At 43.9% G+C, this 19660-nt stretch carries 16 protein-coding genes, 2 tRNA genes, 1 pseudogene and 3 other annotated features; of the genes and pseudogenes, 9 read left to right on the top strand and 10 right to left on the bottom strand.

The genetic code is table 11. The features are described from left to right. Positions 1–150: 150 nt before the first annotated feature. Positions 151–423, top strand: coding sequence for a hypothetical protein (locus DESGI_RS24505; protein ID WP_157872755.1), 273 nt, complete (start codon positions 151–153; stop codon positions 421–423). A gap of 330 nt (positions 424–753) precedes the next feature. Here DESGI_RS24505 and DESGI_RS08355 read toward each other — a convergent pair whose 3' ends face one another. From DESGI_RS08355 to DESGI_RS24500, 4 genes are all read right to left on the bottom strand, one after another. Beyond that, positions 754–1308 (bottom strand): Uma2 family endonuclease, encoded by a 555-nt coding sequence (locus tag DESGI_RS08355; RefSeq protein WP_041284827.1) that lies wholly within the window; start codon positions 1306–1308, stop codon positions 754–756. Between the two features lie 243 nt (positions 1309–1551). Continuing rightward, positions 1552–1900: a sequence feature (23S ribosomal RNA rRNA prediction is too short), on the bottom strand. Between the two features lie 62 nt (positions 1901–1962). Further along, positions 1963–2324: a sequence feature (23S ribosomal RNA rRNA prediction is too short), on the bottom strand. 3 nt (positions 2325–2327) lie between these two features. Further along, positions 2328–2656, bottom strand: a sequence feature (23S ribosomal RNA rRNA prediction is too short). A gap of 9 nt (positions 2657–2665) precedes the next feature. Continuing rightward, the gene (locus DESGI_RS08345; protein WP_006524445.1) at positions 2666–2881 is read right to left on the bottom strand and encodes a hypothetical protein; all 216 of its coding nucleotides are present in this window, start codon (positions 2879–2881) and stop codon (positions 2666–2668) included. A 52-nt stretch (positions 2882–2933) separates the two neighbouring features. Continuing rightward, a tRNA-Lys gene (locus DESGI_RS08340) sits at positions 2934–3009 on the bottom strand. A 98-nt stretch (positions 3010–3107) separates the two neighbouring features. After that, positions 3108–3203: transfer RNA gene (locus DESGI_RS24500), tRNA-Cys, on the bottom strand. Positions 3204–3367: 164 nt separating this feature from the next. Here DESGI_RS24500 and DESGI_RS08335 point away from each other — a divergent pair. The 5 genes and pseudogenes from DESGI_RS08335 to DESGI_RS08320 all read left to right on the top strand — a co-directional run bounded on the left by DESGI_RS08335 (position 3368) and on the right by DESGI_RS08320 (position 10317). Next, on the top strand, positions 3368–3679 hold the full coding sequence (locus tag DESGI_RS08335) for a nucleotidyltransferase family protein (protein WP_281168100.1): 312 nt from the start codon (positions 3368–3370) through the stop codon (positions 3677–3679). A gap of 378 nt (positions 3680–4057) precedes the next feature. After that, a pseudogene (locus DESGI_RS23775) lies at positions 4058–4222 on the top strand (hydrogenase iron-sulfur subunit); the annotation flags it as partial. 327 nt (positions 4223–4549) lie between these two features. After that, positions 4550–7639 carry a CoB--CoM heterodisulfide reductase iron-sulfur subunit A family protein gene (locus tag DESGI_RS08330; protein ID WP_006524447.1) on the top strand — a complete coding sequence of 1030 codons (3090 nt, stop codon included), beginning with the start codon at positions 4550–4552 and terminating at the stop codon, positions 7637–7639. Positions 7640–7690: 51 nt separating this feature from the next. Next, on the top strand, positions 7691–8530 hold the full coding sequence (locus tag DESGI_RS08325) for a hydrogenase iron-sulfur subunit (RefSeq protein ID WP_006524448.1): 840 nt from the start codon (positions 7691–7693) through the stop codon (positions 8528–8530). A 569-nt stretch (positions 8531–9099) separates the two neighbouring features. Then, positions 9100–10317 (top strand): IS256-like element ISDgi1 family transposase, encoded by a 1218-nt coding sequence (locus DESGI_RS08320; RefSeq protein ID WP_015617949.1) that lies wholly within the window; start codon positions 9100–9102, stop codon positions 10315–10317. Positions 10318–10535: 218 nt separating this feature from the next. Here DESGI_RS08320 and alr read toward each other — a convergent pair whose 3' ends face one another. The 4 genes from alr to DESGI_RS23765 form a co-directional block, all read right to left on the bottom strand. Further along, on the bottom strand, positions 10536–12251 hold the full coding sequence (gene alr / locus DESGI_RS08315; RefSeq protein ID WP_006524449.1) for an alanine racemase: 1716 nt from the start codon (positions 12249–12251) through the stop codon (positions 10536–10538). Continuing rightward, entirely contained in the window at positions 12248–12856 is a 609-nt protein-coding gene (locus DESGI_RS08310; protein WP_006524450.1) for a D-alanyl-D-alanine carboxypeptidase family protein, read from the bottom strand. Before DESGI_RS08310 ends, alr begins: the two co-directional genes overlap by 4 nt. Before the next feature lie 152 nt (positions 12857–13008). Next, a complete protein-coding gene (gene vanG, locus DESGI_RS08305; protein ID WP_006524451.1) occupies positions 13009–14064 on the bottom strand; it encodes a D-alanine--D-serine ligase VanG in 1056 nt (351 codons plus the stop codon). A gap of 4 nt (positions 14065–14068) precedes the next feature. Further along, a complete protein-coding gene (locus DESGI_RS23765) occupies positions 14069–14482 on the bottom strand; it encodes a VanW family protein (RefSeq protein WP_281168123.1) in 414 nt (137 codons plus the stop codon). Between the two features lie 42 nt (positions 14483–14524). On the opposite strand from DESGI_RS23765, the gene DESGI_RS25340 reads away from it, so the two are divergent. Next, entirely contained in the window at positions 14525–15190 is a 666-nt protein-coding gene (locus DESGI_RS25340; protein ID WP_006524452.1) for an IS91 family transposase, read from the top strand. Next, positions 15184–15918, top strand: coding sequence for a transposase (locus tag DESGI_RS25335; protein ID WP_006524453.1), 735 nt, complete (start codon positions 15184–15186; stop codon positions 15916–15918). The genes DESGI_RS25340 and DESGI_RS25335 overlap by 7 nt, the downstream gene beginning before the upstream one ends. A 324-nt stretch (positions 15919–16242) precedes the next feature. Here DESGI_RS25335 and DESGI_RS08295 read toward each other — a convergent pair whose 3' ends face one another. Continuing rightward, positions 16243–16662: a hypothetical protein gene (locus tag DESGI_RS08295; RefSeq protein WP_052543931.1), complete on the bottom strand. Its 420-nt coding sequence runs from the start codon at positions 16660–16662 to the stop codon at positions 16243–16245. A gap of 324 nt (positions 16663–16986) precedes the next feature. Between DESGI_RS08295 and DESGI_RS08290 the strand changes: the two genes are divergently transcribed. Next, complete coding sequence (locus DESGI_RS08290; RefSeq protein WP_006524455.1) at positions 16987–17607, top strand: copper amine oxidase N-terminal domain-containing protein; 621 nt, start codon at positions 16987–16989, stop codon at positions 17605–17607. 571 nt (positions 17608–18178) lie between these two features. Here DESGI_RS08290 and DESGI_RS08285 read toward each other — a convergent pair. Next, positions 18179–19558: an ABC transporter substrate-binding protein gene (locus DESGI_RS08285; protein ID WP_006524456.1), complete on the bottom strand. Its 1380-nt coding sequence runs from the start codon at positions 19556–19558 to the stop codon at positions 18179–18181. Positions 19559–19660: the final 102 nt, after the last annotated feature.

Genomic DNA, 19660 nt, shown 5'->3' with positions numbered 1-19660 from the left:
ATTTCTATAAACCGACCGCCCGGTATAATTAAATCATATAGAAAAAAGGCCCGTTTCGCAAGTGCTTTTATTTCTAATAAGGTGTCAAGGGGACGGGTTTTAAACAACGACCCTTCTTTTGCACCTGAAGGGAAAACGGTAATTCAGGTTTTGCTGGACACAGATTTTGACCACTGGTATTATTTGCAAGGAAATAGAGCCCTTTATAAAACTGAAAAAGCAAAGTTGGCTAATAATGTGCTCCACCAATTGGAAACACTTTACCCCGGTATTTCTTCCCTTGTAGAAATAACTGATGTGGCCACGCCGTATACTTTTTGGCGTTATACCCGCAATCACCGGGGTTCCTATATTGGCTGGCTGGCTAACCACACCCGAAACGGTAAGAACCACAATCCCTATGACCCTGCCGGGATTGGCTAATTTCTATATGGCCGGCCAATGGGTACTATCTGCCGCCGGAATTCCACCTGTGCTATATTCAGGCCGCAATCTGGTACAAACTCTCTGCAAACAGGAGGGGAAAAAGTTTTTAACGTTTACTTCGTAATATTTCTTCCTAACCATTAGCTTTAATGATTCGTCAGATCTCCCGCGGTATACAGTACCGAATCCATCCCCCCCAAAATAACAAGGGATTCTCACTTCAATCGTGGGAATCCCTTGTCTTCATTAAAACTATACCCGGGGCCATGGCCATACGATAGGCCGGCACCACACACTTAAAATCCCTGTAACAATTCGGAAATCCTTTTAAAACACTTCATCCAGATTTACTGATAAACCGGTTAAAAGGGGTGAAACCAGCCGGCGGCGCTCGGAACGGGCATATAAAAGAGGGGTTTTTTCTTCACCCTTTTCCAGGGAGTACACTTCCACCACCTGTGCCCCCGGGTTGACCAACCACAGTTCCCTAACCCCGTGCCGGGCGTAAAGCTTCTTTTTTATGGTACGATCCCTTTCCGCCGTGGAGGGAGAAAGGATTTCCACCACCAGATCCGGCGCGCCCTGAATATTGATGTCAGTAACGATGTGGGAACGCTCTCTGGAAATGTACATGATATCAGGCTGCACCACATCCTGGGAAGATAATACCACATCAAGCGGGGCATCAAGAACCTCCCCGCAATTTTTTTCTATTACAAACTGACGCAAAATGGCCTCCAGGTTGGCAGCCACCCTCTGGTGAATGACGCTGGGCGACGGAACCATAAAAAACTCCCCCCCGATCAACTCGTAACGCCGGTCTTCCGGCATCAGGCAGTAGTCCTCGTATGTGAATTTAATATGCGGGTTTACCACAGTCATTATCATTCACCCCTAATGATATTATACCGTCTTTTTAATCATTCTACCACATTAGGTCTGGAGATAGCTGCTCGGGTAGGTTTTGGGCCTGGCTTTCGCCATTCCCAAAACCTACCACAGGGGGACTACCACAGGGGGACAGTCCCTCATCACGTTAATAGTTTAGCAAATTAAAGAAAAGCTTTAAAACCCCCGGCATAAAACCAGGGGGTTATTTAAAATTAATTCCAGCAACGACCTACTCTCCTACCCCTTCGGGGCACACAGCAGGGTAGATGCCCAAATACCTCCCAGCTCGACTTGTTGGTCTCGCTGTCAAGCTCCCTTCTGCCTTTACACTCTGTGCGCGCGATTTCCAACCGCGCTGAGGGAACCTTTGGGCGCCTCCGTTACCTTTTGGGAGGCGACCGCCCCAGTCAAACTGCCCACCTGACACTGTCCATAACCTTGATTCAAAGGCTCGTGTTAGAATTTCAATATCACAAGGGTGGTATCCCAACGGTGGCTCTGCCAAAACTGGCGCACTGGCTTCTCAGCCTCCCACCTATCCTGTACATGCAATACCAAAATCCAATGTCAAGCTGCAGTAAAGCTCCACGGGGTCTTTCTGTCCTGTCGCAGGTAGCCGGCATCTTTACCGGCATACAAGTTCGCCGAGTCCCTCGTTGAGACAGCGCCCAAATCGTTACGCCTTTCGTGCGGGTCGGAACTTACCCGACAAGGAATTTCGCTACCTTAGGACCGTTATAGTTACGGCCGCCGTTTACTGGGGCTTCGGTTTAAAGCTTCGCTTGCGCTAACCTCTCCCCTTAACCTTCCAGCACCGGGCAGGCGTCAGCTCCTATACGTCATCTTGCGATTTAGCAGGAACCTGTGTTTTTGGTAAACAGTCGCTTGGGCCTTTTCTCTGCGACCCCTTCATGCTCCAGTTGGATAACTTTCACATTAATGGGGTACCCCTTCTCCCGAAGTTACGGGGTCATTTTGCCGAGTTCCTTAACGAGGGTTTTCTCGCGCGCCTTAGGATTCTCACCCCACCTACCTGTGTCGGTTTGCGGTACGGGCACCTTATAGCCTCGTTAGAGGTTTTTCTTGACAGTTTGGGTGCAGCCACTTCGCTACTTGTTTTCGCTCCCCATAACCTCTCAGGCTTTATGAACTGCGGTTTTGCCTGCAGTTCGCCTACGGGCTTGGACGCGCTTTTCCAACCGCGCGCTTGGCTTGCCCTCCTGTGTCACCCCATCCTAATAGCAGCTTTCTTATTAACAACTAATTGCACCTTCTTAAGACCAATATGTGACCCAATGGTTTATACAGATTACCTACTATTAGATAGCAAATAAATATGAGGCTAATATTATTTATAACAGGTATTACAACTTAAAATCTGAAAAAATTTTCTAGCAAAAATTATTCTTTCATTTATTGATCTTAGTATTTGCTGCTTTTCTGGGTCACTCATTTCATCCCAACATTTCCCGGAATGGGTTTTCTCTATAATAGATTCAATTTGCTGTTGGGTAAAACCAAGTGCTTTCATCTTTAATTTTATTTTGTTAAGTTCTTCATCCATCAAACATCACTTCCATGTAATTTTAAAAGGGAGTCTTAGAAAGAACTCCCTTTGGTGGGCCATGAAGGACTCGAACCTTCAACCTGACGATTAAGAGTCGCCTGCTCTACCAATTGAGCCAATGGCCCTTATGTACAAATGAAAAGCTGGCTGGGGGCGGCTGGATTTGCAACGAGATGCCAAAGTCGCCAGTACCGGTGCCTTACCACTTGGCTACGCCCCAATGTGGAGGGGAGAAGTCGGAATCGAACCGGACTCCCACCCTGGTTACGGGCAGGCCAACGGGTTTGCGGCCCGCGGGGGGACCATCCCCATTCTCCCCGAAAGTATTTTATCATAAAGTTATTAAATAAATCTAATAAATAATTTTTATTGGATTTATTTTTATGATAAAGACGGTAAATTGTATAGCCCCGATGGTCGGTTGAACGGATAATGTAAAACAAAATAATTTATTAATTGATAATAGTTTCCAAAGGACCCGAGGTGCAGGCATTTTTTATGCTGCCCGGGGATAATCCGCTGGTCAAACCGCAAACCATCAGGGAGATAATACAGGTTTACCGGGAGAGCAAGGCTGGCATTATATATCCCAATTTTAAAGGGTTAAGGGGACACCCCCCGCTTATTTCTGCTGCGTATATAAAAAGTATACTTTCCTGGAACCAGCCTGGAGGGTTAAGGTCGTTGCTTAGTAACTATGCAATAGATGCCCTGGATGTGGAAGTCGAGGATCAAGTAGTATTGCTGGATATGGATAATCCCTTGGATTATCAAAAAGTGCTGGAAACTACTTGAAAAGCACTATCATATGATAGTGCTTTTTTATTTAATTTTAAATGCTGATAAAAATTATTTATCGCTGTCATAAAGGTATCTAGTGGTTTTTATTGAATATTTATCAATGAGCAGCAATTCAAATTAGAGAACTGTTTTTTAACCCGCCCAATTTCGTCTATCCGGGGTACAATGAATTGCTTATAAAATAGGATTAGGCAAGCTTATAGAATTACTTGCTGAGCTTTAACTCTCCTATCCCATGATAAAGTAGAAGTTCGGTTATCAACAAGAATGGGATTACTGAGTAAGGGAGGTGAGATAAGCATGGGTGCAAAGCTTAAGTTCAAAACCAGGATCTTGAGTTTTATGTTATATTGGTGAGCAAACGGCGCTGCTGATTTGGCTGGAGTTTCCAGACAACAATATGCGACTTATACAAAACTTATACGCATCATGTGCACTAGCAGGGTCGATCTAGCATATGTACTCAACTGCTTACTCAAAAGGAACAGACGAGGTTCTTATATAGGCAGTTGTTCCATCTTAGTGATGTCATTTTAGTACTGTCGTAGTCCCTACGACTCTGTTTGTGAAGTAAAGTGCGTAAGTTTAATGTATGTGGGGCCTGTATTCGGATCAATACAAAGTGTCCAACAGCGCTATTTAGTAAGCACTATACCGATAATGAGCTCTTAAGCCAAATTAAGGCGGTTTCAAATTAAAGAAGTCATTAGTAAACCAAGCGATTATTACACCTCAGAAGTAAAAATAAAGAACATATGTTTTTAACCAATGCTATTAGGAATTATAGGCAATTGTCTGCTATAAAGCAGTTTTCAAACTCAGAAGAGTACGGGCAATATAACCTTATGAGGGTGGAGAAAAATGATGGGAAAAGAACAAATTATAAAACAGATTTCTAAAAGTCACGTTAATAGTACTTTTGGAGATGTCATGATTGTAGGTGGTGGGATCAGTGGTATTCAAGCCGCGCTTGATCTTGGCACTGCGGGTTTTAAGGTTTACTTGGTGGATAAAGCCCCGACCATTGGCGGACACATGTCACAGCTTGATAAGACCTTTCCCACCAATGACTGTTCAATGTGTATTGAATCGCCTAAATTTGTTGAATGTAACAGGCATCCCAATATAGAGATCATGACATATACTGAAGTTGACAGTGTCGAAGGGAAAGCTGGAGACTTTAAGGTAATCCTGAATAAAAAGCCCAGATATATTAATGAAAGCAAATGCACTGGGTGTACTACCTGTGTAGAATACTGCCCGGTCTTGTACCCTAATCAATTTAATCAGGAAATATCGAAGAATAAAGCCATCCATATATATTTTGCTCAAGCAATCCCTCTTAAACCTTATATAGATGAAAGTTGTCTTTACCTTAAAGAAAATAAATGTCGTATTTGCGAAGGAGTTTGTAAGAATAAAGCCATAGATTTCAATCAAACGGCGGAGAAGGTAGAAGTAAAAGTAGGAGCGATAATTCTGTCCCCGGGCTTTGAGCCATTCGATCCCAAGCTGAGAGAGGAGTATCGCTACGGAGAGTTTGCAAACGTTGTAACCAGTATGGACTATGAACGGCTATTATGTGCCACCGGGCCATACGAAGGTGAAATATTGCGTGCTTCCGACAAAAAGCATCCCCATAAGATAGCCTGGATTCAATGCGTTGGTTCCAGGCAAGTTCTTCCCGGCGGTAACAGCTATTGTTCATCTGTTTGCTGCACTTATGCTCAAAAACATGTAATTTTGACAAAAGATCATGACGCCGGGGCTGAGTGTACGATATTTCATAACGATATTCGTTCCTATGGCAAGGATTTCGAACGATTCTATCAAAGAACAGCGAAGCTTCCCGGGGTTCGCTTTATCAGAAGCTATGTATCGATAGTGAAAGAGGACCCGGAAACCAAGAATGTCACGGTGCGATATTCTACTACCGTGGATGGAGTAAAAGAGGAAGAATTCGATATGGTAGTATTATCCGTTGGATTGAACCCGCCTGTTGATGCAAAGGGACTGGCAGATAAGTTCGGCATCGAGCTTAATGCGCAGGGATTTTGCAAAACCAACCCCGTTAATCCTATGGAGACCTCCCGCCCGGGAATTTTTGTCAGCGGGGCATTCCAAGGTCCTTTAGATATCCCTGAGTCGGTTGTAACCGCCAGCGGGGCCGGTTCCCAGTGTGGCGAACTCCTGAACTACAGGAGAGGGAACCTAGCCAAAGAAAGGACGTACCCGCCCGAAAGGGATGTCTCACAAGAGCAGGCCAAGGTGGGTGTCTATGTATGTCATTGTGGAGCTAATATTGGAAGAGTGGTAAATGTTCCTGCTACAGTTGAATATGCCAAGACTTTACCAAATGTTGTTCATGCTGAAGAAAACCTCTTTATATGTTCTTCTGAAGCCGCCGCAATGTTAGCAAAGGATATCCAGGAAAGAGAGCTCAACCGCGTGATTGTCGCAGCTTGTACCCCCAGGACACATGAACCGCTGTTCCGGGACACCCTTCGGGAAGCCGGAATTAATCAATATTATTTCGATTTTGCTAATATTAGAGAGCATTGCTCCTGGGTTCACTCTAAAGAAAAGGCAGCGGCCACCCAAAAGGCACAGGAATTAATCCGAATGTCAGTTGCCCGGGCTTGCCTTTTGAAGCCCTTGCAAGAGTTTGATCTGCCCGTTAACAAGAATGCTTTGGTAGTCGGAGGAGGCGTGGCCGGCTTAACCAGTGCACTCTCCATAGCTAACCAGGGACATAGTGTTTACCTGGTGGAAAAGGACACAGACTTGGGAGGAATCGCTCGGAAACTACATTATACCCTGGAAGGACTGGATGTTCAGGCTTATTTGCGCGACCTTATAGCAAAGGTGTATCAGCACCCCTTAATACATGTATATACTGGCGCCATCATTACTGAAGCTAGCGGTTATGTGGGGAATTTCGTGACCAGGGTGGAATTTGAAAAAAGGATAACAGAAATTAAACATGGAGCAACCATCATCGCTACCGGTGCCCAAGTATATAAACCCACCGAATACCTTTATAGTGAAGATGAGCGTGTAATGACCCACCTGGAGTTGGAGGAGCAAATCGCCAAAGGAAACAAAAGGCTCATTAATTCAGAGAGCCTGGTGATGATTCAATGCGTGGGCTGCAGAAATGAAGAGAGAAATTACTGCAGTCGGATATGTTGCAACGAATCTATAAAAAACGCCTTGACCCTAAAAGAAATAAACCCCGAGATGAATATATATATCCTCTTTAGGGATATCAGAACATATGGGTTCAAAGAGAATTATTACCGGGAAGCGGCAAGTAAGGATGTCAGATTCATCCGCTATGATCCTGATGCCAAACCACAGGTTGAAGCTGCTGAGAATGAAGAGGGACGGCCTGTTTTAAGGGTTATCGTGACCGATCCTGTTTTAGGTAAGAAGCTTGAGATAGAAGCCGATGCAATCGCTTTAGCTGCCGCTGTTATTCCCTCCACAGAAAGTAAGGAAGTAGCACAATTATTCAAGGTGGCTTTGAGTCCGGATGAATTCTTCCAGGAAGCCCATGTAAAATTAAGACCTGTTGACTTTGGAGCAGAAGGCATTTACCTGTGTGGGATAGCTCACTATCCCAAGCTTATAGCAGAAACAGTCAGCCAGGCTTATGGAGCTGCCGGTCGGGTCTTAACACTCCTCTCAAATGATACAGTCATAGCCTCAGGCTCTGTTTGTGAGGTAAATGAGAGTAAGTGTATGGGATGTGGAGAGTGCATCTTGGCTTGTACGTATGGTGCCATAGAGTTTCGTGAAATACGACAAGGCAAAAAAGCTGTAGTTAATCCAGTTCTCTGTAAAGGAGATGGTCTCTGTAACGCAAAGTGTCCAACAGGGGCTATTTCACTAAAGCACTATACTGATGAAGCGCTTTTAAGCCAAATTGATGCGGCCTTTGCAGACTTATAAAAGATCATTTATGAACAAAGCAGTTATTACTGCCTCAGGAGTGAGATAAAAATGAGTACAGGAATTAAGTTTAAACCAAGGCTGTTAGGTATTATATGCAATTGGTGCTGCTACGGAGGTGCAGACCTTGCTGGAGTTTCTCGTTTTCAATACCCCCCTTATATAAAACTTATAAGGGTGATGTGCTCCGGCAGAGTCGACATGAAGCATATATTTCGGGCTTTCTCACAAGGAGCAGACGGGGTGTTTATCGGCGGTTGTCATCTTAACGACTGCCATTATATTACTAACGGAAATTTCGATGCAGCAAGCATAGTTCAGCTGTGTAAAAAAATACTGGAACACATAGGGGTAAACCCTGAAAGGTTAAGGATTGAATGGGTATCTGCCGGTGAAGGAATTCGCTTCGCTAATATTATGAATGAATTTGCCACAAAGATGGAGAAGTTAGGACCTCTTGGCAAAGGTGAAGGTTTAGAGGAAAATGCATTAAAATACAAACTTGAAGAAGTTACAAAGCTAATTCCCTACATTAAGCTGACAAAAAAGAAGAAATTGGCGTCACGCCTTAAGAACCAAGAAGAATATGACGTACTTTTCACCAGTAACGAGATAGATAAGTTATTTAGTGAAATAGTATCGTACTATATTGATCCGGAGAAGTGCCAGGCTTGTATGACTTGCGCAAGAAGATGCCCTGCCGAAGCGATCATAAGCGCCAAGAACCAGATTCATGTAATTGACCAGGAGAAATGCATAAAATGCGGAACTTGCTTTGAAGCTTGCCCTCCTCGTTTTGGTGCAGTAACAAAGATTTCCGGCATGCCTATTCCGCCTCCTATTCCTGAAGGAGAAAGAACTATAGTTAGGAATAGTCATACCAAAGCATAAGTAAATGATTTGTTGTAATGATGAGTCGTCCGTTAGGGCGGCTCATAGCTTCTTTTGAATAAATTTTATAAAAACAATTTTCAAGGTAGGGCAAATTAAGAGCTAAGGGGACGAGATTGTTGACACTTCCTTTGAGACTCTTCCCTTGGTATTACTGGTATAATTTCTATTTTTCATATTTAATACCAGTGCTATAGCTATTGTCCCATAGGCCACAAAGCTCCTAAAATATTCCCCCAAGGCCGCGTTACCAAAAATGTTTTGTCCTGCTTGGGGAGAAACGATAAATAAAGAATGAAATAAAACAATGCCCAATAATGCGTGTCTAACCCTGGCTTGTCTAATAGTTGCGCCCCCTGCTAGTGCTTGGGTAGGTTTTGGGCCTGGCTTTCGCCATTCCCAAAACCCACCACAGGGGGACAGTCCCTCACCACGTTAATAGTTTAGCAAATTAAAGAAAAGCTTTAAAACCCCCGGCATAAAACCAGGGGGTTATTTAAAATTAATTCCGAGAACGTAATTACTTTAGTGTAAATGGTTATAACTACCAATAAAGGAGATGACCATTTATGCAAGCCATGCAAGACAAAACGATCAAGGAATTAGCAAAGGATTGCCGCACCGTAGAAGACGTACATGAGATGCTCAAGAATCTATTCAAGGACACCTTGCAGCAGATATTCGAGGCTGAAATTGAAGAGCACCTCGGGTATAAAAAACACAGCATTGAAGGCAATAATACTGGCAACAGTCGCAACGGTTACAATAAGAAAACTATCCAGACTAAGTTCGGCAAGACAGAAGTGGAAATCCCACGGGATCGTAATGGTGAATTTGAACCAAGGCTTATCGGTAAATATGAAAAGACATCCAACCAGCTTGAAGACCAAATTATAGCCATGTACGCCAAGGGTATGTCTACACGTGATATTGAGGACCACATGAGGGATATCTACGGTATCGACGTATCCCCTACCATGGTCAGCAAGATAACAGACAAAATACTACCACTGATTGCAGAGTGGCAGTCCCGGACACTTGACCGTATATACCCTATTGTTTTCCTTGATGCTATCCATTTCAAGGTACGTAAAGATAACCGGATAATAAACAAGGCGGCCTACAGTGTGTTGGCCCTAAATATGGCAGGCCAAAAAGAAATACTTGGCATCTGGATTGGGGAAAATGAAAGTGCCAGCTTTTGGCTTGGTGTATGTAATGACCTCAAAAACAGGGGGGTGCAAGATATCCTGATTACCTGTAAAGACGGGCTTTCCGGGTTTTCTGAGGCCATAAACACTGTTTTCCCCCATACCGAAATTCAGCTTTGCATAATCCATCAAATCCGTAATTCCCTGAAGTATGTGCCATACAAAGAACAAAAGGAGTTGATGGCTGATCTTAAGCAAGTGTACCAGGCATTAACCCTGGAAGAGGCTGAGTTAGCCTTTGAAATATTCAAAGAAAACTGGGGTAAAAGACATCCCATTATAATTCGTTCCTGGGAAAAGAATTGGCTTGAGTTAACAGCTTATTTTAAATACCCATATGAAATCCGTAAAATGATTTATACTACTAATATCATCGAGGGTTACCACCGGCAACTACGGAAAGTAACCAAAACTAAAACTGCCTATCCAACAGACGATGCACTGAAGAAAATTATTTACCTGGCCACCGTTGAAGCAGCAAAAAAATGGACTATGCCAGTTAAAGATTGGAAAAATTGCATCTCCCAATTTGTCATATACTTTGGTGATAGGATAGAATCAGAGATGGCCATATAAAAGTTAGCCGGCCAACAAACCGACCGGTAGCCCTTGACATGGAGCCTCTGGGCCTGTGTTTCTGGGAGCCCACCGGGGAGTCCACGCTACGCTTTGGTCTCCCGCCGCAACAGGCTAACACAGGCCCCTCTCCATATAAAGGGCTACCTAGTTGATTCTAACTAAGATAGTTTTGTGTTAAGAGGAAAAACCATTTACACGTAATATTTCACATTCCCTTAATTCCAGCAACGACCTACTCTCCTACCCCTTCTGGCGTAGCTGCATTGCAGTTCGGGATAGTTCAAAATACCATAACTGCTTTGAATATGTATTTTGGGCAGTGCAATCTGGTGCTGCTTGAGTTGTTCCAGCAAAGTATAAAAATGACTCAATTGTTCTTCGGTAAATGCAACGTCATCTTCCTGCGTACTGTCCGCCACACACAGATGAGTATAAATACCGCAGACTTTCAGGTTATGACACTGAAAGATGCTTTCAATCTCCGCCGCATTATTGCAGCTTTCTCCCAAACGGTGCATACCGGTATCAATCTTGATATGCACTGAGATTTGCTGTTTGGAAGCATTCAGCTGTTTTGCATGTTTATATTCAGTGACCGTCTGTGATAAACGATACCTGACGAGTTCGGGAACCCTTTGCGGGTCGGTATAACCTAAAATTAAAATATCACCTTCAATCCCATGTGTTCTTAAGCGGATACCTTCCTCTATCGTTGCAACGGCAAAGGAAGCAACGCCAATTCTATTCAAGTAACACGCTATCTCCACGTCGCCATGCCCATAGGCATTAGCTTTTACAACAGCCATCAGTTCACATCCATTCGGAAGCATGTCACGCAGAACCTTCACGTTATGACCCAGATTGGCTAAATGAATTTCAGCCCATGCTCTGTCCATGCATACCTGTTCCAAAACCGGCTGTTTTTTATTTTTCCTTCGCAGGGCTGATGCGATTGCCATTGTAGCAATAAAAGAGCATAACGCAACGGCGAGAAAATTAACGACACTGTTATCTATAAGCAGTCGCTGGAGGCTTATAACTTTAGCAACACCGCGAATGAACACAATGATCAGCGGATGAATCAGATAAATCATCATGGAAAGGTTCCGCAGGATTTGACCGCCGCGTCCCTCCCAAAACATCAAGCTTTGAAAGAGAAACACCATACAGGGAAGGAGCATGAAGTACATACTGTCGTGCCGCTGTACTTGAAATCCATGGAGTGTCAACCCCTCTATCATCAACAGGGTCGAGGATACCGCGAATCCGATTATACACGTCTTTAATCTACGTTTCCTATACTTCGCAATTAATCCGCCAAGCATGAGGAAAACCGGTGCAAAGAACAGGCCGTTTCGGGTGTAATCAGTTAAAACGAACACCGCGTCATAAAAAGATTTTAAGAATGGTACTTTAGTAGCGATCCCATAGTAGCTGTCACCAAATAGCCCGATAACATAAAGACCTAATGCTATGGCAAATGCATGATTTATTTTCAACCTTCCAAGCATGAAACAAGTGATTATAGCTCCAAGCATAACCGCAGGCAGATACCACAGATGATAAAATGTACCGTCAAACACAAGATCCTTCAGCAGATTTGGAAGCAAATGTGGTGACTTAAAATACCCCGCATAGATATTGACCGGTAAATACATCAAACTCGCAATACCATATAGAATAGCGGTCTTTTTCAAAAATGCTGGAAGTTTCCCAGGTCCTGTTTTCTTCTCGCTAATATATCCTGGCAGTAGGAAGAACCCGGAGGCCATAAAAAAGAATGGCACTACTGTACGGGCAATGACTCTTGTAAGGATAAAATCGGCAATTTCATTTACAGAGGATAGTGGCGATGTGTAAATTGTGATAACCAGAAATGCCGCAATCACCCTAAAATAATCAATGCCTGCATATTCCCTTTTTTCTTTCATACCGGATTCCTCCACAGAGTAACCACAAAGCCGTCCACGTTGTTCCCGGATATCTGATAGAGAGTTTTATCCGGTATTTCGACATGCACCAGCTTGTCCGATAAAACCGGAACATAACAAATTTCAAAACTCCGTTTGGCCAATTGAAATTGAAGGTGAATGCCGTTATAAGGGAATCTCTTTAAATAATCAGTATATTCTTCCAGCGTCAGCTGTTTTTCTCTCATCAATTCAGAATGGGAATACCCGACATAACGAAAGTGCCAGGGTTCCTGCGCGATATGTGTCAATTGCTCGCAACCTGCCGGATATCGTTCTATAAAACCATACCTTACCGATTTTTCCCGGAAGATCTGGCATATGCCGGTATAAGGAAAATGCGGACAGATAAAATCAATATCCGGCGTGTTTTCAGCAAGGTCAATGGCAAGTCCCGTCTGATGTTCGCTGCATCCCGGCAATGCTACGAATTTCTGTGTAAACTCCGTACCATTTTCCCGCAAAGAATCGGTATACAGATCGTGCTGTTCCTTTCCTGTCCGGTAACCGCTGACGGGGACAATATAGTTCCCGCAATTGGCGACCGTCATGGCCTGAGTTAACATGCTTACCGTTTACCTCTCAAGAAAGACGCTCGGATAGTCCGGACAGACGGCCATCAGATTTTCCTTCGCCGCTTCGCATCGTATGGGATGGGAAGGATTCACAAGAATCAAGCTGCCTCTTCCAATATTGTTCGAATGTAATGTCAGTGTTCTCATGAGTTTGTCGCCAGACTTATCGCTGCATCCACAATCTGCCCGAATGTCATTCCAATGCCTTTTAGCATATTGGGATAGCGGCTGTGAGAGGTAAAACCGGGAATTGTATTTACTTCGTTGAAGATGATTTCTTTTTCCGGTGTCAGAAACAAATCAACCCTTGCAAATCCCGAGCAATCGAGCGCCCGGTAAATGACGGAAGCCGTCTGTTTAATACGCTCGGCTGTATCTGGATCAATGCGGGCAGGCATATGGATTTTAGAGGTTTTCAGGGTATATTTCTCCGTGTAATCAAAGAACCCATGAGACAGCTCTATTTCGTCAACCTCACCGATGGCAAGCGAATCATTGCCAAGGACGGCACAGCCAACCTCAAAACCGTCGACGGCTTCCTCTATGATGACCTTATTGTCATGTTGAAAAGCAACGGTGACTGCATCGGAAAGCTCATCCTTTTGCAAAACCTTTGTAATACCAAATGAGGAACCGGCGTTTGCCGGTTTAACAAACAGAGGAAATGTTAGGTAGCTAATCTGCTTCATCAGTTCGGCATCGGTAAATCCGGACCGCAGCACGACGGACGGAGGTGTTTTGATACCGGCCAGATTTGCTATTTTGTGAGCGATGTCCTTGTCCATGCACATTGCAGAACAAAGCGTACCACACCCTGCAAAAGGAATACCAGCTATCGTTAATAATCCCTGTAATGTTCCGTCCTCGCCGTTTTTTCCATGCAGAACAGGAAACGCCACATCAATTCTGGTTGCAATCACTTTATTACCACGAAATTCGAGCAGTCCGTGAATATTCCGATCAGGTGAAATGATTGCTGGGACACAATCGTTGCTATCCATCCATGTGTCATTCTGAATTTTTTCAAGTGAGCCATAATATCTCAACCAAGCTCCCTGCCGAGTGATTCCAATCAATATGGTTTCATACTTATTTGGATTTAGGTTCGTTATTACAGAATAGGCGGATTGGAGAGAAACCTCATACTCTGTAGAGCATCCGCCGAATAAAACGGCAACTTTGTTTTTTTCATTTTTCATATAATCACTCCTCGTTTTCAAAGATAACGGTTCCTTCCGGGAGTGAATATCCGACCTCACATATATCCGTATAAAGCAGTTGTTCTGAGATAATTTGTTCTGACTTGATGTCTATCTTTCGCTGAAAGACAGAAACCCGCTCAAAGGTTTTCCCACCCTTTGTAAAAAAGCTCTTATCTCGATTAATAACCTCGTAACGATACCCTATGGCCCGATCCACAAAAATACGGCCATAAATATAAAGTCCATTAATGGATATTTCAACTTGGAAGGTAAAATTGGTATTATTTTTAACCTTTAAATCCAGCCACCCTTCGCTGACTGTGGCGTCTACGCCGTCCGGCTCATCCTCATCCGGGCATGGAAAATCTTTAATCTGATGAGGATGTCGTTCTACGATAGTGAAGGGAGCATGCAGAAACGTTATAGAACATATGTTCCGTATGGGGGATAACCATGCATGCTAACTGCTTTCTCCAGGGCTGAAGTGTATACACCCCGAAGCCCCCACAAAAACCAATATTACCGGTGTGTGGAAGCACATTTTGAAGAACTGGAAGGTACATGGGAAGACAGGTACCAAAAGGAGTATGGGTATTGGCGGCCTTATGTGCTGGACATCATCTACAAATATCTGGACTGCGGTGACCTTTATCTGGGTTTTGCCCGGGTGAAATGCGATGACTGCAACCATGAATATCTACTTCCATTTTCCTGCAAACGCCGGCACTTTTGCCCTTCCTGCCATCAAAAACGTGTAGTTGAATTTGGTGAGTTCCTGTGTGGAGAGGTGCTGAAACAAGTACCCCATCGCCAATGGGTCTTCAGTATTCCCAAAAGGCTTAGACTATATTTCATGTATGACCGCAGCCTTTTGGCCAAGTTGAGCCGATGCGCCTGGAAGGTTCTATCTGTTTACCTGAAGCAAGGGGTTTCGTTGGATGATCCTAAACCAGGTGCTGTCATAGCTGTGCAGACCTTTGGAGATTTTCTGAATTCCAACCCACATCTTCACATCATCGCCACCGATGGCTGTTTTGATCAAGACGACGGTTTATGGTTGGGACCGTACCGGACGCTTCAGTCCTGGAAGGGTTGTTTCGCCTGGAGGTCTTCAATATGCTGAAAAAGGAAGGAAAAATAACTGATCTCATCATAGAAAATATGATGGGTTGGCATCACAGCGGGTTTAACGTATATTGTGGAGAATCCATCTGGCCTTCCGACCAGGAGAGGATTGAAAAGTTGGCGCAATATATTGTCCGGGCTCCCATCGCACAGGAAAGACTGCTCTATATACCGGCATCCGAATCGAATGACGGTGTCGCACGAGTAATATATAAAGGTAAAAACAGCGGAGTCCGTGAAACTTTTGTGGCGCTGGATTGGTTGGCCTGTCTTGTTACACATATACCAAATAGGGGTGAACAACATGTCCGGTATTACGGGTACTATTCAAATAAGTCACGGGGCATGCGCAAAAAAACAGAGATTGACAACCAAGTGCCTTCACTAGTTAATTCAGATATTTCAAAAAAGGCATTCCGCAGGAACTGGGTCCGCCTGATTCAAAAGGTATACCATGCCGACCCGCTGCTATGCCCCAAGTGCAATGGCTGCATGCGCATCATATCCTTTATCAAAGATGAAGAGACCATCAAGAAGATATTGCTGCACCTGGATCTGTGGATGCCAGGAAATCATGATCCCCCTAATCTTTATCAGGAGCATCAGTATATACCTGCTCCAAAACCTTCCGGACCGTCTTATGATATAACCCATGATGATTCTATCTTCCAAATGCCGTATGAGGATGAATATTCTCAGTTGACACCTTATGAGGACTGTATTTAGCTTAGGGGTCTTATCAAGATAGGTTCACGATTGGACAGTATAGGCTATTAGGATTGTTCATGTGTTGTTATATGGAATCCTGTTATGGCCTGTTTGAGTGTGAGCATAATTTGGCATTAGAGTATGCCTGCCATTCTTTTTAGTGAATCAGTCAGGTTATTATCCGGTAGATATGCATGAACCGGCTACAATTTTATGTTTGACGGGCAATAATATACTATGCTATTAATGAGATGGAAAAAGCAAATTCCTATTTAACTTGGTTTACGCATTTTTATAAACATACCTAAATGTTAATTGCCTCTGTACATGATTGTTGTTTGTTTAATGGCCGTTACCCCGCGGCCATCTTCCTTGGGAATGGGTAAACAGGTGGTTCTTTTCCGCCGTCAGACCGGCGGTCACATTCTTACCGGCGGTTATATCCACAATGCCACTGCCGGACGGGTCCACCACCACGGCCTCACCGCTGCGCACAATAAACTCGGTGCCCGATTTACCGATAAACTCCTGGCCAGGCGCCAGAGTAGAGGTGCTCCATTCAATAGATCCTCCCCCACCGGCCTGATCGAATTGAGCCAAACATTCTTGCACATATTTTACAACAAAGCTTTTTGTAACTAAAGGATCATTCAATGAACCGGAAGCACCGTCTTCCCCGGCTGAAGCCAGGCCCGCATAGCCCACTACGCAGATCGCCAGCAGCAGCAAACCGGTCCAAAGCAATTTCTTTTTCGCGCGCACCAAATCGACCTCCAAAAATAGAAATTTGGCTTATTAATATACATAATTTTGATATATCCATAATTTCGACGAATTAACTATATGTCCCTCAAAAACACTGTTCCCATATCGTATATTTTAATATAATTTAAAATGCCCGGCTATCCACACTATTCTCACCTCTGTCATTGTGAGCGCAGCTCGGGAATCTCAAAGCACAGCAACGCGCTTCCATGTAATCCGCTGCCAACTTCATATAATAAGTTGGGTGACTGGCACTTTGTACCAGCAGCAGGAAATCAATTAATTACATAGAAGTTAATTATTGAGAAAGGAGGTGCTAATATGCGACTTAAATTAACAGCTGGTTTATTTGTTTCAGTTGCACTGATTTTCGCGCTAACTCTGAGTGCTTACGGGGAACAATCTTCGGTCACCGACAGTACCTACGGACAGGATGGCCAGCCAAGTGTAATTGATCAGGTTTACAACGGCGGCGACAGCTCAACGACTGTCACACCACGCCCCACGCCCCCCATCGGCAGCGGCATCACGGTATATGTAAACTATGAACCACTCATTTCTGATGTGCCGCCAACGGTAATAGATGGGTGCACTATAGTTCCGTTGCGGGCCTTTATTGAGGCTCTGAACGTAGAGGCTCAATGGGATGAATCCACAAAAACCATTACCGCAGCCAGAGAGAACAGTACCCTTGAGCCAACCATTGATCAAAACCAAGAAAACGCCGAGTTTACCAACCAGGGGCATCTCAACACCGTTAAGCTAACCATTGATCAAACAAAAGCGTACGTCAATAATAAAGAAGTTACCATGGGTGTACCTGCCCAGCTCATAAATGGACGCGCAATGGTACCACTGCGCTTTATCAGTGAATCGTTAGGAACCGAGGTTAACTGGGACAAAACAACTCAAGTTATTACCATTAACCTATTAACAATCTAATAAGAACCTATAAAATTAAGAACCTATAAAAGCCAGAGATTAATTATATCTCTGGCTTTCATGCTATAACCGGTAAAGCTAAGGTCCGGCAGTCCTAAATTCCGTGATCATGCCAGCACGGACCGACCCCTTGTTTATCCACCACTACCTTTGCCCATGCACCATTTTCCAAATCTTGAAGATCCTTGTTCTTGTACTTTTCTAATTAACTTTTGAAGGTTTTAACAACCATTAATGTATATTACGGACTTTCGCAAAAGATACTTCTAAGGGTGTTTGTATATCCCCGGTCGTAGTGAATGGAGGACTTAGTGTGAACCCAGCTGAGTGTATACGAGAGCATATGTTAGAATAATTTAAAAGTCCTTTAAAGTATGTGATATAATTTTAAAGAGGAGTAATAGCTTTATGAATTCGAATCTTACACGGCCGCAGGGATTACCTGCGCGAGCTATTTGAGCTATAGAATTAGTTCCATAAATTGCTTTATTGCATTATAATTAAGAGCACCGAACCATTCGGTGCTCTTCTATCACATTGGTTTTTCAAGGTCTCTTAAAAACTTTTGCTATTATTCATTTAAGTATGTGCTCACCCTGTCCTGAATCAATTGGGCAGTCGTTTCCGCTGTCTTCTGTCCTGTAAAGAAGGCCGCGGTTTCCTCCTGAACAATCGAAATAATCTTCTGGTCCGTTCCGATGTAGACGTTCGCTTGACTCAGCAGGTTTTCCATATAATCGACATCCTCCTGCGTGGGGGGTTGCAGTGTTATAGATTGACCTGGAATGCCGTCGTCCTTTATAATCATTCTCCCACCCCTTTTTTGTATAGCCTGGGTGAAATTCTGGGCAATCTGGGGAAGCACACTCTTATTAATCGGCATTCCTCCCTGGGTCATCATATCATCAGAAACCAAAAATTTTAAAAATTCCCAGGCCAGTTCTTGATTGGATGATTTACTGCTGATCCCATACATGGAGTCCGTGGAAAAGAACACGTTTCCGGGGGGCTTTAAAAGCTGAACACCCTCGCTGAAAATCGCCTTGGCCGCTTGCAGGTCAAAAAACCCTCTAAGAGAAGTGAAATTAAAAACAAGTTTACCCCGGGAGGCCAGGTCCGTAATGTTGGTCTGGGCTGTATCCGTATTAACCAGTTTGTGGTCAATCAGATATTTACTCAGGTTCAGTAAATCAAGAAATTCTTGGCCGGTAAAATTGGCTGTTTTCTTCTCCGGATCGACCAGGTTGTCATAGTTTTCTTTAACCAGAGTCGTAATCAGTCTTTTTTCATCCATCCCGGCCAAGGCATACATCTCCTGGGTTCCCCCGTTTTGGTTGTCGTTAATAACCTTTTCCGCCGTCTCGACAAAATCGTTCCAATCCCAGTTGCTATCGTCGATTTGCACCTGGGAATTATCCAGTAAGGTTCTATCGGCGGCAATCATATCGATACCGATATTAACCGGCAGCCCATATAGTTTATCTTTATATTCTAAAGCCTTGAAAATATTTTGGTAGTATTTTCCACTGTCGAAGCTTTGATCCGACTGCATCAGCCCGCCCAAGTCAACTAAAAGATTCTTATCCGCATAGGTCTGATAGGGCAGATTGTTTAATAAAATTATATCGCTGCCCTGCCCGGACATGAGCTGGGTATTCATAGCCGTGACATATTTTTCAATATCGCCGGGATCTACCGCCCTGACACCTTCACCTATTTCCGAAGGATTGGAGGTGTATTCTTTCACTTCCACACTAACGCCGGGATGAAGTTCCTCAAACTTTTTTACTGCCGTATCCAGGTACATATCTTTGTGCACAACCGCAATGGTCAGGGAATTAGGATTATTATCTTCCCTGGTAACCTGAGTATTGCCGCAGCCGGCGGTAAATACCCCCATGGAGAGGACCAGAACCAGAATTAGGACAACTCCGCATTTGTTTTTTATCATCAAAACACCCCTTTTCTTTAAGTATTCAGAATTCAGGAGCCAGAATTCAGTAGGGATTTGAACCCAAAAAGATATTCTAACTTGACTACTGTCTAATGACTC

The sequence above is a fragment of the Desulfoscipio gibsoniae DSM 7213 genome (genome assembly GCF_000233715.2).
Taxonomy (GTDB): Bacteria; Bacillota; Desulfotomaculia; order Desulfotomaculales; family Desulfallaceae; genus Sporotomaculum; species Sporotomaculum gibsoniae.
Note: the sequence above shows the minus strand (reverse complement) of the source record. Positions and strands in the feature narration are given on the sequence as shown.

Coding starts and splice junctions, on each gene's coding strand:
- DESGI_RS08290 (WP_006524455.1), top strand. CDS start 16,987: ATGCGACTTAAATTAACAGCTGGTTTATTTGTTTCAGTTGCACTGATT.
- DESGI_RS08285 (WP_006524456.1), bottom strand. CDS start 19,558: ATGATAAAAAACAAATGCGGAGTTGTCCTAATTCTGGTTCTGGTCCTC.
- DESGI_RS25340 (WP_006524452.1), top strand. CDS start 14,525: ATGCTAACTGCTTTCTCCAGGGCTGAAGTGTATACACCCCGAAGCCCC.
- vanG (WP_006524451.1), bottom strand. CDS start 14,064: ATGAAAAATGAAAAAAACAAAGTTGCCGTTTTATTCGGCGGATGCTCT.
- DESGI_RS08310 (WP_006524450.1), bottom strand. CDS start 12,856: ATGTTAACTCAGGCCATGACGGTCGCCAATTGCGGGAACTATATTGTC.
- DESGI_RS08325 (WP_006524448.1), top strand. CDS start 7,691: ATGAGTACAGGAATTAAGTTTAAACCAAGGCTGTTAGGTATTATATGC.
- DESGI_RS08345 (WP_006524445.1), bottom strand. CDS start 2,881: ATGGATGAAGAACTTAACAAAATAAAATTAAAGATGAAAGCACTTGGT.
- DESGI_RS08330 (WP_006524447.1), top strand. CDS start 4,550: ATGGGAAAAGAACAAATTATAAAACAGATTTCTAAAAGTCACGTTAAT.
- alr (WP_006524449.1), bottom strand. CDS start 12,251: ATGAAAGAAAAAAGGGAATATGCAGGCATTGATTATTTTAGGGTGATT.
- DESGI_RS08355 (WP_041284827.1), bottom strand. CDS start 1,308: ATGACTGTGGTAAACCCGCATATTAAATTCACATACGAGGACTACTGC.
- DESGI_RS08320 (WP_015617949.1), top strand. CDS start 9,100: ATGCAAGCCATGCAAGACAAAACGATCAAGGAATTAGCAAAGGATTGC.
- DESGI_RS25335 (WP_006524453.1), top strand. CDS start 15,184: ATGCTGAAAAAGGAAGGAAAAATAACTGATCTCATCATAGAAAATATG.